12 protein-coding genes are annotated in these 13997 nt (G+C 70.2%); 11 read left to right on the top strand and 1 reads right to left on the bottom strand.

Going from position 1 to position 13997, the window contains the following annotated elements; translation table 11 throughout:
• Positions 1-96 precede the first annotated feature (96 nt).
• The 11 genes from H181DRAFT_RS15635 (at position 97) to H181DRAFT_RS28470 (ending at position 11477) form a co-directional block, all read left to right on the top strand.
• On the top strand, positions 97-2574 hold the full coding sequence (locus tag H181DRAFT_RS15635) for a phage/plasmid primase, P4 family (protein WP_045865036.1): 2478 nt from the start codon (positions 97-99) through the stop codon (positions 2572-2574).
• 167 nt (positions 2575-2741) lie between these two features.
• Entirely contained in the window at positions 2742-3056 is a 315-nt protein-coding gene (locus tag H181DRAFT_RS15630) for a hypothetical protein (RefSeq protein ID WP_045865035.1), read from the top strand.
• 102 nt (positions 3057-3158) lie between these two features.
• The gene (locus tag H181DRAFT_RS15625; protein WP_045865034.1) at positions 3159-3464 is read left to right on the top strand and encodes a hypothetical protein; all 306 of its coding nucleotides are present in this window, start codon (positions 3159-3161) and stop codon (positions 3462-3464) included.
• A gap of 144 nt (positions 3465-3608) precedes the next feature.
• Positions 3609-3851, top strand: a complete 243-nt coding sequence (locus H181DRAFT_RS15620) for a hypothetical protein (protein ID WP_045865033.1) — start codon at positions 3609-3611, stop codon at positions 3849-3851.
• Positions 3848-4213: a hypothetical protein gene (locus H181DRAFT_RS15615; protein WP_045865032.1), complete on the top strand. Its 366-nt coding sequence runs from the start codon at positions 3848-3850 to the stop codon at positions 4211-4213. The genes H181DRAFT_RS15620 and H181DRAFT_RS15615 overlap by 4 nt, the downstream gene beginning before the upstream one ends.
• Before the next feature lie 29 nt (positions 4214-4242).
• Positions 4243-4527, top strand: a complete 285-nt coding sequence (locus tag H181DRAFT_RS15610) for a hypothetical protein (RefSeq protein WP_045865031.1) — start codon at positions 4243-4245, stop codon at positions 4525-4527.
• Positions 4524-5162 (top strand): HGGxSTG domain-containing protein, encoded by a 639-nt coding sequence (locus H181DRAFT_RS15605; RefSeq protein WP_045865030.1) that lies wholly within the window; start codon positions 4524-4526, stop codon positions 5160-5162. The genes H181DRAFT_RS15610 and H181DRAFT_RS15605 overlap by 4 nt, the downstream gene beginning before the upstream one ends.
• Positions 5163-5401: 239 nt before the next feature.
• The gene (locus tag H181DRAFT_RS15600) at positions 5402-9565 is read left to right on the top strand and encodes a transglycosylase SLT domain-containing protein (protein WP_052708597.1); all 4164 of its coding nucleotides are present in this window, start codon (positions 5402-5404) and stop codon (positions 9563-9565) included.
• Positions 9566-9699: 134 nt separating this feature from the next.
• Positions 9700-10932 carry a helix-turn-helix domain-containing protein gene (locus tag H181DRAFT_RS15595; RefSeq protein WP_045865029.1) on the top strand — a complete coding sequence of 411 codons (1233 nt, stop codon included), beginning with the start codon at positions 9700-9702 and terminating at the stop codon, positions 10930-10932.
• 96 nt (positions 10933-11028) lie between these two features.
• Positions 11029-11253, top strand: a complete 225-nt coding sequence (locus H181DRAFT_RS15590; RefSeq protein WP_045865028.1) for a hypothetical protein — start codon at positions 11029-11031, stop codon at positions 11251-11253.
• Positions 11250-11477, top strand: coding sequence for a hypothetical protein (locus tag H181DRAFT_RS28470; protein ID WP_078895760.1), 228 nt, complete (start codon positions 11250-11252; stop codon positions 11475-11477). Before H181DRAFT_RS15590 ends, H181DRAFT_RS28470 begins: the two co-directional genes overlap by 4 nt.
• A 431-nt stretch (positions 11478-11908) precedes the next feature.
• Here the strand turns inward: H181DRAFT_RS28470 and H181DRAFT_RS15585 are convergent, their stop codons facing one another.
• Entirely contained in the window at positions 11909-13996 is a 2088-nt protein-coding gene (locus H181DRAFT_RS15585; protein ID WP_045865027.1) for a cell division protein FtsK, read from the bottom strand.
• Position 13997 lies beyond the last annotated feature (1 nt).

Here is a 13997-nt window from a genome sequence, read left to right as displayed (position 1 = left end):
CGCCTGCGACAGCCGTAGTTCGGCTCCTCCCGGCAGTACCACGGTACCCCGCCGGCCGATTGCCCGGAACGCCTCCGACCTGCGCGGGGGTGCGTGATGGTGCGCTACATCAAGGGTGCTACCCCGGCCACGCCGTCTCAGAACGGCCACAAGGCCGAGGGCGACCCCGACCCCGAACTGCTGACCAACGCTCTGGCGTTGGCGGCGCGCGGGATCGGCATCTTCCCCCTGCACGGCGTCGACAACGGCGAGTGCACGTGCGGGAAGCCGTGCAAGAGCCCCGGCAAGCACCCCCGCTCGAAGAACGGCAGCAAGGACGCCACCACCGACGAGCAGCAGATCCGCGCCTGGTGGAACATGTCGAAGAACGGGAAGCGGGGACGGCTCAACTTCGGGCAGACCCTGAAGGGCCGGGCCGTCGCGGACATCGACGTGGCGGACGGCAAGCCGGGACTCGGCACGTGGGAGGCGCTGTGCGCCGCTCTGGCGCCCTCCGGGTGGTCCGCCGACACCCTGACCTACAAGACCGGCCGTGGCGGCGTCCAGCACGTCTTCAGGCTGCCCGAGGGGCAGCAGGGCGGCGCGCAGGACGACTACACCAACGGACTTGGTGAGGCCGTCGACTTCAAGACGGGGCCGAACCAGTACGTCCTGGTTCCCGGCTCGAAGACGGTCGGCGTTTACACGGTCACCGTGGAGGCCGGGGAAGCCCTGCTGCCGGAGTGGATCGCGGAGCTGGCGCAGAGCAAGACCCCGCGCACGATCACGCGGGCCGACGGCTCCACGATCCTGGCGGGCGGCATGCACTTCGTCGGGATGACCCTGGACGAGCTGGTGAACCTGCCGCCGGACGACCACCGCCGGGGCAATAACTGGCTGACGACGGTGGCGGGACACGTCGCTCTCAAGCACTCGGGCGACAAGGACGGCTATCGCGCGGAGTGCGCCGAGTACAACGGCCAGTCCGAGAACCCGATCAAGGTGTACGACTTCGACAAGACCACCGATTCGATCTGGAACGCGGAGCAGCGTAAGGACCGCGAAGAGGTCAACCGGTCGATCCGGGACGCCCACATCGGCGCACGCGTCGCGAAGGAGTACCTGGAGGGTTCGTTCGTCGCGTGGGGCAAGAGTGCGTGGTCCCGCTGGACCGGCAAGCGCTGGGAGCGCTGCACCGACACGACCGTGTTGGAAGCAGTCCGCCGGGCGGTCATCGACGTGCACAAGCGGGAGACGCAGGCGGCCCGGGACGACAACAAGCGGGCTCTGGAGGCCGCCTACCGGCTCGGGAACAACGAGAAGCAGCAGGACGCCGTGAAAGCGGCCAACAAGGCTCTCAGTGACCGGCTGAAGGAACTCCAGACGCTTTTCAACCTGGGCAAGATCGACGCCGTTCGCCGTGTCGCGCGCGGCCTGGTCGAGATCGACCAGGCGCAGTTCGATGCGCATCCCGACCTGCTGAACGCGGGCAACGGCGTGATCGACCTGCGCACCGGCGCGCTCCGGCCGCACGACCCCGGGCTGTACCTGACCCGGCTGACGAAGACCAACTTCATGCCGGGCGCCCGCCACAGGGACTTCGACACGGCGTTGAAGGCACTCCCGGAGGACGAACACGGCTGGATTCAGGTCCGGTTCGGGCAGGCGCTCTCGGGCCGGACCAGCACGGATGACAAGGTGCTGTTCCTCTCCGGAGGCGGCGAGAACGGCAAGACCACCGTGATCGGCGCGATCAACGGCGCCATCGGCAAGGGGCTGGACGGCGGCTACGCCGTGGCCGTCCCGGACAAGGCGCTGCTGGGCAACGCCAACGATCACACCACCGAGTTGATGACGTTGAAGGACGCCCGCTTCGCCTACATCGAGGAGCTGCCGGAGGGCGACTACCTGAACGCGCAGCGCCTGAAGAAGATCATCGGTACCGAGACCATGACGGCCCGGTACATCGCGCAGGACACGACGACGTGGGACACCTCGCACACGCTGTTCGTCACCACCAACTACGACGTGAAGGTGGACGCCGTGGATCACGGCACGTGGCGGCGTCTGGTCCTGGTGACCTTCCCGTTCACCTTCACCGGCAGCAAGGGCGACCCGAACCTTCGGGACCGCATCAAGGCCGGGGAGGACGGTCAGCACGAAGCGGCGCTGGCCTGGCTGGTGGAGGGCGCGAAGCGCTGGTACCAGGCGGGCCGGGTGGCCCCGGCGGTGCCGGAGCGCGTGCGGCGGGACACGCAGGCGTGGAAGTCCAAGGCGAACGACGCGATCCGGTTCCTGGACGAGACGTTCGAGCCCGCGACCGGCCATGCGGTGCGGAGCACCGACGTGTTCGAGATGTTCAAGGCGTGGGCGGAAGCGCGCGGCGTCCGGCCGTGGAACGACCAGGTGTTCTGGTCGCGGGCACAGCAGCACTCCTGGTTCCTCTCGGGTGACGCCGAGAAGACCAACGGCGTGGTGCGTACCCGCAACTGGACGGTCTACGGCGGCGCCAAGGACCGGGAGCGTCTGGTGACCGGCATCCGGCTGCTCGGCGAGGAGCCCGGACCCGATCCGATGCTCTTCAACGGAAAGTAGCTGACGCTCTACTGAGCGTTGTGAAACGGCAAGTGTCACGGGGTGTCACGGGGGTCTTCGTCGGTTCCCTAGAGAAAAACCTCTCCTCGCGAGAACGACGAAACACCCCGTGACACCCCGTGACAGCCCCAGTCCCAAGATCCACAACACGACAGGAGAACAAGATCATGCCGAAGCTGCCGAAGAGGGAGAACTGGTTCAAGAGCAGCCGTCCGAATGCGGCGTTCGAAGCCGCCATGACGAAGGCGGCCGACGAAGCGCTGGACACCGGGAACGCGGTCTATGTCCAGGAGGGGCTGCTGGTCGTGCCCGACACCCTGGCCGTCGAGTGGGCCGCCAACGGTCTTGACGGGCCGCCGTCGTTCACCGCTCAGCGCCCGAGCGACGGCCGGTGCGTGTACGTCCTCGGAGTCCCTGCCGAGTTCCGGCCTCTCGCGGAAGCCGCCGCCGCCTATGACGCGGCGAAGAAGAAGGCGGCGTGATCATCGCACGGGCCAAGTCCACCCCCGAGGCCGCCTGACCCCATGGAGATGGGAGGTAAGCCCCTGAACCCATGAACGACCCTTACACCGAGAGGCAAGATCATGACCGAGAGTCTGGAAGCTGCCTGGGCGGCCGTGCTCGCCGGAGAGCCGGACCCCGAGTCGACCGAAGAGGAAGCTGCCGCTGCCCTTCAGCAGTGGGGGCGTCCGTGTACCGCGCACGTCCTCTCCGCCGTCATCCGGTGGGAACGGACGCCGTGCCAGGGCCAGGGGAGCGCCGTGGATCACCTGCGGTGGACGCTGCGCGCTCTGCGTGGCCTGCGGGATGCCGGGCGCGTCGAGATGACGCCCCGGCCTCAGCGCGACCCCTGGGAGGGCTGCTGTGCGCTGTGGCGGCTGACCCCCTGATTTCAAGATCAACAAGGCCCTTTTCGGGGCCCGTCGTGAGAGAGCCCGTGAGAGCAGGGCCCCTGAAGAGGCCCTGTAAGCCTCTGATCAGCACAGACAGCCTGACCGCCGTCTGATCAGGTGTCATAAGGAGAGGAAACGATCATGAAGAGGAAGATCCCGAAGCCCATCGGTCCGGCCGTCCTCGCCGCCTACCGCTGTGGAAGCTGCGCCTCCGAAGTGACCGCGCGCAGCGGCGGCTTCGGCCGCACGACCTTCCAGGTGCAGCACTCGCCCGGCTGCCCGGTGGCGGCTGGTGTGGTCGATCCCACGGCGGAGATCGCCCGCCGCCTCGCGCACGGCGTCGGCGAGGCCATCGAGCACGAGCGCGAGAGGGGCGCACGGTGAGCACGCCGCAGGAACAGGCCGCCGCAGCGGACCGCAACTGGTTCCAGCGGCACCCCGGCGCGGACCACTACTACCGGGAGCTGATCCCTGGCGAGGCCGGGGCGGGAATTTATCGCGTCGGCGGGCGGACCCGCGTGCGCCGTGACGGGCGCGACGTGCCCGCCATGCCCCTGGACCACCCGCAGGCCGCCGACGCCGTACGCAGTGGCCTGTGGACGCTCTGGGCGCCCCCCGGCACCGAAGTGCCCGCCGCCGTGCGGGAGGCCGCCGACTGGGCGGCAGACCCCCTCAACGCCGCGACGCTCGCCGTCCTGGACGCCGAGGACGCCATCACGAAGGAAGCGGGCGGCGACACCGCCTGACACGACCCACCCGAGACAAGGAACCGGCCATGACACACGAACTGATCACCATCTGCGCGGGGGCCAGCACGGGCACCGCCGCCTCCGTGGCGGGCGTCGCCGTCCGCTCACGGGCCAGGCTGCGCGCCCTCCACGCACGCAGCCGCGAACTGGACGCCTCACAGGCCGCCCTGACGGCCCGTGCAGCCTCCCTGCGCCCGCTGGAAGCCCTGGGAGCCCCTGAGCGGTCCCGGGAGACACTGGAGACGCCCGCGAGGGCGCACAGGGGCGCACAGCCCCGCCGGACGCGGACCCTGAAGGGGGCGAGGGCGTGAACGACTACCTGGAGTCGAAGCCGTGCGGCGCGAAGACCCGCAACGGCGGGACGTGCCGCCGGTGGCCCGCCCCGGGCGCGATCCGCTGCAAGCTCCACGGGGGTGCCTCTCCGAACGCTGTGGCCGCCGCTGAGCGCAGGGCGGCCATCGCCGAACAGAAGGCTGCCCGTGCCGACTGGGAGGCGTCCTACGGCGCCCAGGACGACGCCGGGGACATCTGGTCGATCATGCAGCGCGAGATCCGCTGGGCGGCCGGTCACGTGAAGTGGCTGCGGGACCGGGTGCAGGAGACCGAGGCTGAAGCGCTCGTCTGGTCCAAGGAGTCCGAAACCGAGCACGACGGCGGGGAGTTCCCCGGCATCGACACCACGCACGCGGCCCGTATCCACGGCTGGGTGGCGGAGTACGGCCGGGAGCGCGACCGCCTGTTCTCGATGATCGAGCGGGCGGGGCGCCTTGGCCTGGACACGAAGCGGGCGGAACTGGCCGAAGCCCAGACCGAGATCATGTTCAAGCTGATCAACCGGGCGTTCGACGCCCTGGAGTTGACGGAGGAGCAGCAGCGGCGCGTGCCGCAGATCATGCCGGAGCTGATCCGGCAGATTCGGACCAAGCCCGAGGCCGAGACCGTGTAAACGCCCGAGCCGGCAAGTACCAGAGCACTGCGGTACTACGGCCCAACAGTACCGCCGCGGGCTCTGCTCGCAGCACCCGAAGCCGCAGGTGAGCGGCGCAAGACGGGCCGATTCGCACGGTAGAATTGGTCCCAGCAGGCGGAGGTTCCCAAGGCCCCGCCAGGACGATCCCCAACACCGATCACGCAGCCCCCCGGAATCCGCCGGACGGGGCTCCGTTGAGGTCAGGGGATCTCGTCATGCCCACCTTCGACGCCGGTTCGATCCAGGCGACTCTGGAGCTGGACGGCACACAGTTCCACGAGGGCATTCGCGACGCCCGCGCGGACGTGGAGCGCTTCGAGCGGGAGCGCCCCAAGGTGAAGCTGGGCCTGGACGCCTCTGAAGTCCGTACCGGGCTCGCCCAACTCCGCACGCAGATCAACGCCCTGCGCGGGACCAACGTCAACATCGGCGTCTCGGGCAACACCGCGCAGATCCAGGCCATGCGGCAGCAGATGGCCAGCCTCAGCGACACCAGCCTGAGCATCCGCATGAGCGGCGGCGCGGCCGTCACCTCCGAGCTGTCCCGCATCACGGGCTTCGTGAACGCCCTGGACGGCCGGGTCATCACCATCCGGGCCGACGTGGACACCGGAGCCGCCCGCGCGCAGCTCGCCGCGCTCCGCGCCCAACTCGCCCTGCTGGACGGCCAGACCACCACCACGAACGTCCGCCTGGGGGCGCTCGGAGGGGCCGCCGCAGGAGCGGGGGCAACGCTGGGGAGCCTCCGGGGCGCGATCACGCCGCTGGTGGCTGCTGCACTGATCCCGCTGGGCGCTGCTGCGCTCAGCGCGGGCGCGGCCCTGACGACTATGGCCGTGGCCGGTGGTGGCGCCGTCGGGATCTTCGGGATCGCGACGATGGGCGCGATCAAGAACGTCACCGACCTCAACAAGTCGCTGGAGAAGGCGAAGGCCAACCTCGACACGCAGCGCGCCGCGCTCGACCGGCTGAAGCCCGGCACCGACGCGTATGCCCTCCAGCTCAAGAAGGTCGAAGAGGCGCAGAAGGAAGTCAACGCAGCCCAGGAAGCCTTCACTCCCGCCCAGCGGCGCTTCAACACCGCGCTCTCCGGCATGAAATCGGCCTGGGCGGACTTCATCAAGGCCACCGAGCCGAAGACGCTCGGGGTGGCGAAGACGGCCATCGAAGGCATCACGGACGCGCTGCCCAAGCTGCGCCCCGTCGTGAACGCGCTCGCCCCCGAGATGCAGGAGCTGGCCGGGACCTTCAAGGGCTGGGTCAACGACGGCGGCCTGAAGCGGATGGTGGACTTCTTGGTCACCACCGGCGTCCCGGTCTTCCACAATCTGCGCCTCGCAGGCGCGAACGTGGCGACCGTCCTCGGGAACCTCTTCCGCGCGTTCGCGCCGGACGCCCGGGGCATGTCGGACGCCATCCGCCGCATGACGGGTGACCTCGCCCAGTGGTCCAACGAGGGCGGGTTCCAGCGCTTCCTGAAGTACGTCCGCGCCAACGCCCCGCAGGTGAAGGAGTTCTTCCGCGCGCTGGGCGCGGCTGCGAAGCAGCTCTTTGCGGCGCTGGAGGGACTTGGCCCCCTCGGGCTCGGGCTCACGACGACGTTCCTGAAGATCATCGCGGCCACGCCGGTGCCGGTGCTCCAGGGCCTGATCATCGCCTTCACGGTCCTCAAGACCGTCATGGCGGTCACGACGGCCGTTACCGCCGCCTGGGCCGCCGGGCAGGCCATCGCCACCGGGGCGACCCGGGCGTGGGCCATCGCTCAGCGGGTGCTGAATCTGGCCATCTGGTCCAGCCCGATCACGTGGATCGTCGCCGGGATCGTCGCCGTCGGCGCGGCCATCTACCTGATCGCGACGAAGACCACCTGGTTCCAGACCGCCTGGAAGTTCGCCTGGGACGGCATCAAGACGGCCGCGCTGTGGGTGTGGAACAACGCGCTGAAGCCTGCCTTCAACGGCATCAAGATCGGGCTGAAGGCCGTCGGGGATGCGGCCATGTGGCTGTGGAAGAACGCGATCAAGCCCGCCTTCAGCTTCATCTGGACCGGCGCGCGCCTGCTCGTGGTGATCCTCGGGACGATCCTCTTCACCCCGCTGTACCTGGCGTTTAAACTCCTCCGGCTCGGCGTCATGGCCCTGTGGACCTTCGCCTTCAAGCCCGCCTTCAACGGCATCGCGGCGGCCGGGAAGTGGCTGTGGGCCAACGCCCTGCGCCCAGCCTTCAACTTCATCGTCGGCGGCCTGAAGATGGTCGGCCGCTGGGGGAAGTGGCTCTGGGACAACGCGCTGAAGCCAGCCTGGAACGGGATCAAGCTCGGCGCGAAGCTGCTCTGGGCCGGGGTCAAGATCGTCTTCAACCACTTCGTGAACGGCCTGAAGACCATCGGCCGGTGGGGCAAGTGGCTCTGGTCCAACGCCCTGAAGCCCGCGTTCAACTGGATCGCCGACGGAGCGAAGTGGCTCTGGAACAAGGGGATCAAGCCCCCGGTCGGCTGGATCACCGACGGCTTCAAGACCGTCGGCAAGTGGGCGAAGTGGCTCTGGGACAAGGGGATCTCGCCCTTCTGGGACAAGATCAAGGACGGGACCACGGCGCTGAAGAACGCCATGGTCAAGACCTGGGACAAGATGGTCGACGGGATCTCGAAGACCTGGAAGGCGATCAAGAAGATCGCCGCCGTCCCGATCAACTTCGTGATCCGCGAGGTCTACAACGGCGGCGTCGTCAAGGTCTGGAACAAGATCGCCGACGCGGTGGGCCTGAAGAAGATGCGGCTCGGCACCGCCAAGGAGATCAAGTACGCGCAGGGTGGCCAGATCACCGGCGGCATGGCCGGGCTCGACTCGGTGTCCGTACGGGCGATGCCCGGCGAGCACATCTGGACCGCCGAAGAGGTCCGCAACGCGGGCGGCCACGGCGCCATGGCGGCCATGCGGGCGGCCTTCTCCAGCACAGGCCGCGCGCGGCTCGCGCCCGGACAGGGCAACGTCTCCATGGCCGGGACGACGGCGCCCGGCGCCGACTTCACCAAGGGCTCCGGCATCGGCACCCGCTACGACCTCGGCGGCGCGATCGGCGGCGCGATCGACTGGCTGGGCGACAAGACGCAGGGCATCGGCTCCGCGCTCGCAGGCGGCGCCAAGAGCATCGGCGGCTGGGTGAAGAAGGGCTGGGACTTCCTGGCCGACGCCACCCGGGGCGCGCTCGGGCAGGTCGCCTTCCCGATCCTGAAGGGGATCAAGGCCGGGGTGAAGACCGGCATCAACGCGGTCATCCCTGGCAGCCCGCCGTGGCAGGATCTCGCGGCCGGGACCGCGACCACGCCTATCGACATGCTGATGGACTGGATCAGCAAGGACGACGCCACCTACGGCGCCGGAGGGGCCAACGTCGCGAAGGCCCTCGCGTGGGCCAAGAGCCAGGAGGGCAAGCCGTACATCTGGGGAGGCGTGGGGCCGAAGGGGTACGACTGCTCCGGCTTCATGAGCGCGATCCAGAACGTCATCGACGGCAAGAGCCCGTACAACCGCCGGTGGGCGACCGGCGCCTTCCCGCCCGGCCCGAAGGGCTGGAAGCGCAACCTGAAGGCTCCCTTCACGGTCGGCATCACCAACGCGGGCGTCGGCCACACGGCGGGCACCCTGGCGGGCACGAACGTCGAATCGCGCGGCGGCCGGGGCGTCATCGTCGGCAAGGGCGCGCGCGGCACCAAGTCAGGGCTCTTCAGCAGCGAGTGGGGCTACAAGCCGTCCATCGGCACCGGCGGCGGAGCCGGGCGCTGGTCCGAGACCGTCAGCGCGGTTCTGCGGGAGCTGGGCGTTTACAGCTCCTCCAACCTCAGCAACGTGCTGAAGGCGATCCAGAAGGAGTCCGGCGGCAACCCGAACGCCGTCAACAACTGGGACATCAACGCCCGGAACGGCAACCCCTCCAAGGGTCTGCTCCAGGTCATCAGGACCACGTTCAACGCCTACGCGGGCAAGTACAAGTCCAAGGGCCAGCTCGACCCGTACGCCAACATCTACGCGGCCGTGCGGTACGCGCGCTCGCGCTACGGCTCCGGCTGGGCGGCGCGGATGGCCCGCCCCGGCGGGTACCAGCGCGGCGGCATCATGGCGCCGGGCCTCTCGATCGTCGGCGAGGCCGGGCCGGAGCTGGTGGCGTCCAGCGGCGGGGACCGCGTCTTCAACGCGCAGGACACGCAGCGGATGCTGAACGCGGCGGCCGGGCGCGGCGGCGGTCTCATGCGGGGCACGCTGGAGCTGACCGGCCCGGTGACGCTCACCGTGGAGGGCCAGCAGTTCCCGGCCTACATCGACGGCCGCGCGGAAGCCACCATGGCCAGCGTCATCGAAGAGACCGTGGGGAGCCGCTGACACGCCCTCGCCCCTGGACGCTTCAGCGCTTCCGGGGGCGAGCCGGGCACCCGTACCACAGGACCATGCTGCTATCCAGGGAAGCGGGTCGGGGCGTAGCGTCAGAGCTACTACCGAGCCATCAGGGGGCCAGCATGCCCGACCTTCCCGACTCCCTCAGCACGGGCGAGCGCATCCGCATCCTCCGTGAGTCCCGGGGCCTCTCCCGCCCCGTACTCGCCGGGCTCTGCGGGCGCGGCCCGGACTGGCTGAAGAAGATCGAGAACGGGGATCGCGAACTGCGGTCCCACACGCTCCTGTTGCGTCTCGCCGCCGCGCTCCAGGTCACCGACCTGAGCACCATCACCGGCGAGGCGGACGAGGTGGCGCAGCCGGTCCCGCTCGGGCGCCTCAACCACCCGGCCATGCCCGAGATCTGGGCGGCCGTCATGCGGCGGTCCTTCACCCCGCCGACCGCTGACGCACTCGACGCGTCCGCGCTCCGGGCGCGCATCGCCCAGACGTGGCGGCTGTGGCATACCTCCGGCCGGAACAGGACCGAAGTCGGGGCGCTGCTGCCGGAGTTGATCCGCGAGGCCGAGCACGCGGCGGTTGTCCTGGACGGCGACGCGCGCCGTACCGCCCTCGTGGCGCTCTCCGACGTGTACCGGCTCACCGGGCAGGCCACGGCGTACGTGGCGCCGCCAGAGCTGGCCTGGGTGGTCGCGGACAGGGCGCTCACAGCCGCGCAGCAGGCCGACGCCCCCGAGGCCATAGCGGCGTCGGCCTGGAACCTGGGGAACATCCTGCGGGAGACCAGCTACCCCGACGAAGCTCTGCGCGTGGTCACCGAGGCTGCCGACCTGGTGCGCCCCCACTTGGACAGCGCCCCCGACGACTGGCGCGGCGTGTACGGGGCCTTGCAGCTCCACGCGGCCGTCACCAGCGCCCGGGACGGTCGGGAAGGCGAGGCGTGGCGGTACTGGGACGCGGGGCACCAGACCGCGAAGTCCCTGCCCGCCAGCTACGTTCACCCCTCCACGGTCTTCGGCCGGGCGAACGTCGACTTCCACGAGGTGAGCGTGGCGACCGATCTGCGGGCTTCCGGCCGGGCGTTGTCCGTGGCCGACGAGATCGACCCCGACGTGATGCCGTCCACGGAACGCCGGGCGCGGCTGTGGGTGGAGGTAGCGCGCGGGCACGTCCAGCGCGGCGACTACACGGCGGCGCTGTACGTGATGCAGCGGGCACAGAAGATCGGCGCCGAGACGGTGGCCTACACCCCGGCGGCTCGCAGCACCACGGCGGAGGTATGGCGGAAGGCGCCCCGGGCGCTGCGCAACGAGGCGACGGAACTGGCGGGCATGGTCGGCGTGGCCACGCCCTGAGAAGGGGGACACCGGGGGACCGGGGGACATTCTGTCCCCCTTCCCTCCCCCTGCCGGTACCTACGGTGAGCGCTCCACGACCGAGAGGAGCGCGCCGTGAGCGCCATCAACCGCTGGCACGCCTCGCCGCAGGACGGTGCGGCGGTCACCCGCGACAAGGTGACGGGGGAGATCCGTATCCCCCTGTCCCTGTTCAGCATCGACACGCACCAGGGAGACGTACCGCTGGTGCTCTCCCGGGTTGAAGGGGAGTTGCTGCACGCGGCGCTCTCGCGCCTGCTGAACCCGAGCTATCCCGCCATGACGGCGGCGATGCTGTGAGCGCCGGAGAGGCCCGTCCGGGGCACTGCTCGTGGCATGGGGGCTTTTCCTGGGACGTGGTGCTGGTCCACGTCATCGAGCAGGGCTCCGGGCCGGGTGGCGGCGTGTACGCGTGCCTGCCCTGCGCCCGTCCGCTCGCGAAGCGGCGTGACGCCTCGGACTTCCTGCGGGAGCAGATCGAAGCCATGGAGGACCGGGCAGCGCTGCGGAAGGCGGCCCGGTGAAGACCCACTGCGGTAAGCCCATGGCCTGTGTCGGTGGCCCCGGCGCGCGCGTTTACACGTGCTCCGAGTGCGGCCACCAGGAACTCGACATGAGCCCCAACTAGACCGGCCCCGGCGGTCCCTTGCTCCCCCGTCTTGGATCGCCGGGGTCTTCCACGGCCCTACCCTTGAAGTGATCCCGCTCCGTCTCCTTGGCCGGTGGCGCGCGGGTCGTGCGGAAGGCCCCCGGCGCGATGCCAGGGGCCTTCTGCCGTCAGGGAGGCGCCAGGGAGGCAGTTGAGTTCTCCCTTCTCGCCTCCCTGGCCTTCGCGTCGTCCTTGATCTGCGGAAACACCGGGATCAGGGAGGCAGGGAGGCAAGGGAGGCGGCTGCCGGAGTGTTCGGAAACGGGCTCCAGGGCGTCTCTCCCCCGCCCCCGTGCGCCTCCCTGCTCACTGGTCCGCGAGTGCTTCGAGAACGGCGGCGCGGATGACGTACATGCGCCCGCCGTCGGTCTTCTTCGGCGGTGCGTCCGCGCCCTCCAGGACGGCCGTCAGGTTGGCGAAGGTCCACCCCCGGTACTGCTCCGGGTCGCGCTGCGCGAGGCGCTGCAAGACCTCCTGCGTGCGCATGCGCGGCTCGCTGCCGAGGACGGCCGCGATGTCCCCCAGCGGGTCCGGGACTTCGACGGCTTCCGGCTCGGCCGGTGCCGCGCCGCGCAGGGAGCGCGCCCGCTCCGCGATCTCCTCCGCCGGGTCGATGTCGATGAAGTGCGTCCGGATGGTGATGGACGACTGACCCGGGGCGAGCTTCACGCCGTCCCCGGCCACCACCACCGTTCCCTTGTCGAGCCCCTGGCGGAGCTTGTGCGGGGCGGCGCCGCCGTTGACGGCCTTCGCCCCGAGCGCCATCACGGCCTGCTCCTCCGTGCCGACCACGAGGGACGCGCGGATGTGCGCGCCCTCGCGGACGAGCTTGGGCAGGTTCTCGTTCGTCGGGTCCTGCGTGCCCTGCCACAGCAGCACGTCCACGGCCCGGCCCTGGTTCTGGATCTTCCGAACGGCCCGGAAGTACCGGCTCGTTGCCTTCGTCCCGCCGTAGTAGTTGCCCGCCGGGTCCTTCTCCGGGCACATGAACGCTACCTGGGCTTCGTCCACGATCAGGACCAGCGGCGTGAACGTCGTCCCGGCCGGGGCGAGAAGACGGCGCTCCATCTCGCGCACGCCCTCTTCCAGCATCGCCGTGGCGTCGATGACGTGGCCGTCCGTCGGGCCTTCGATCAGCACCGAGGCCAGGTCGGCGAACATGCCCCAGTCGCCGACGCCCTTCAGGTCGGCAATGCGGAACTCCACCGAGGGGTCGAGCGCCAGCCACAGCGCCAGGGCGCGGAGGCTCGCGGTCTTGCCCTGGTTGGAGAGGCCGGTGATCAGCAGGTGGCGCTGGAACAGGGAGAGCGCCGCGAGGTCACCGCGCAGGTCCAGGCCCCACGGAGCCCTGCCGGTGCGGTAGTTGGCCGTCAGCGTCTCGTCTGTGGCCAGCGGAGACGGCCCGATCGGCTCGTCCAGGGCGCCCGAGTCGGCGATCCACAGCCGCACCGTGCGCGCGGCCTGCGGGATCGTCACGAACACCTCGTGCTCGTGGCGGTGCAGGTTCTCCGCGAGCTTCCGCCGCCGCTTCTGGATCTCCTCCGTGGACACCCCGGACGGCAAGGTCACGTCCACCTCCACGCCGCACCCGGCGATGGTGATGGGCGAGAGCATCCCGGCGCCCGCGTCGTTCATGTCCTTGATGGCGCCGCGCAGGGCGGCAATGCCCAGGTCACGCAGGGCGGTTACCACCACGGACGGCGTGATCGGGGCGCCATCGTCGCGCTGCTGGGCGGGCAGCGCCCACTGCGGGGCGGTGCGCTGCTGACGGCCGGTGTTCCACAGCGCCAGCAGCCCGAGCAGCGGCGCCGCGATCAGCAGCGGCCCCCACACCACGGACGCGATGAAGAAGATCCAGCGGATCATCTCGACCGTGGCCATGGTCGGCGCGAGCACCATGGACGGGTCCTCGGTCGCGACGGCCAGCGCGACCCCCAGCCCGATCAGCCCGCCGCCGGTCAGGACCGTGCCGAACACGGCGGCGCGCGCGAGGCGTTCGGGCGCCCGCAGCAGCTCCATGCGGCGCGTGTGCCGGGCGGCGCGGAAGACCGCCGCCCGCTGCTCCCACGCCTGAAGCAGCTCGGTGTTCCCGGCGGCCTCCGCCGCGCGCATCATGCGCTCGTAGCGGGCCGTGGTGCGCCCGTCCCACGCCCGCCGGGTGGTGATCCGCGTGCCCCCGAGGACGTACGAGCCGTGCCGTACGGCGACCCGGAAAGCGGCCCGGGTACGCGTACCCGTGGCCTTCTCCGGGGCGGGTACAGCAGCGGGCGCAGGGACCTCCGTGGGCGCCTTCTCCAGCGACACCGGCCGGGGTGTACCCGGCGGTGCGGGTACGGCGGGCACGGGCGTACCCGGGGCGTTTACACGCGGCGTTCCGTTCAGGGTCTCGGTCATG

Origin of the sequence: Streptomyces sp. WMMB 714 (assembly GCF_900090125.1) — a bacterium.
GTDB classification, from domain to species: domain Bacteria; phylum Actinomycetota; class Actinomycetes; order Streptomycetales; family Streptomycetaceae; genus Streptomyces; species Streptomyces daqingensis.
The sequence above is the reverse complement of the archived record's forward strand: the minus strand, read 5'-3'. Positions and strand labels throughout refer to the sequence as shown.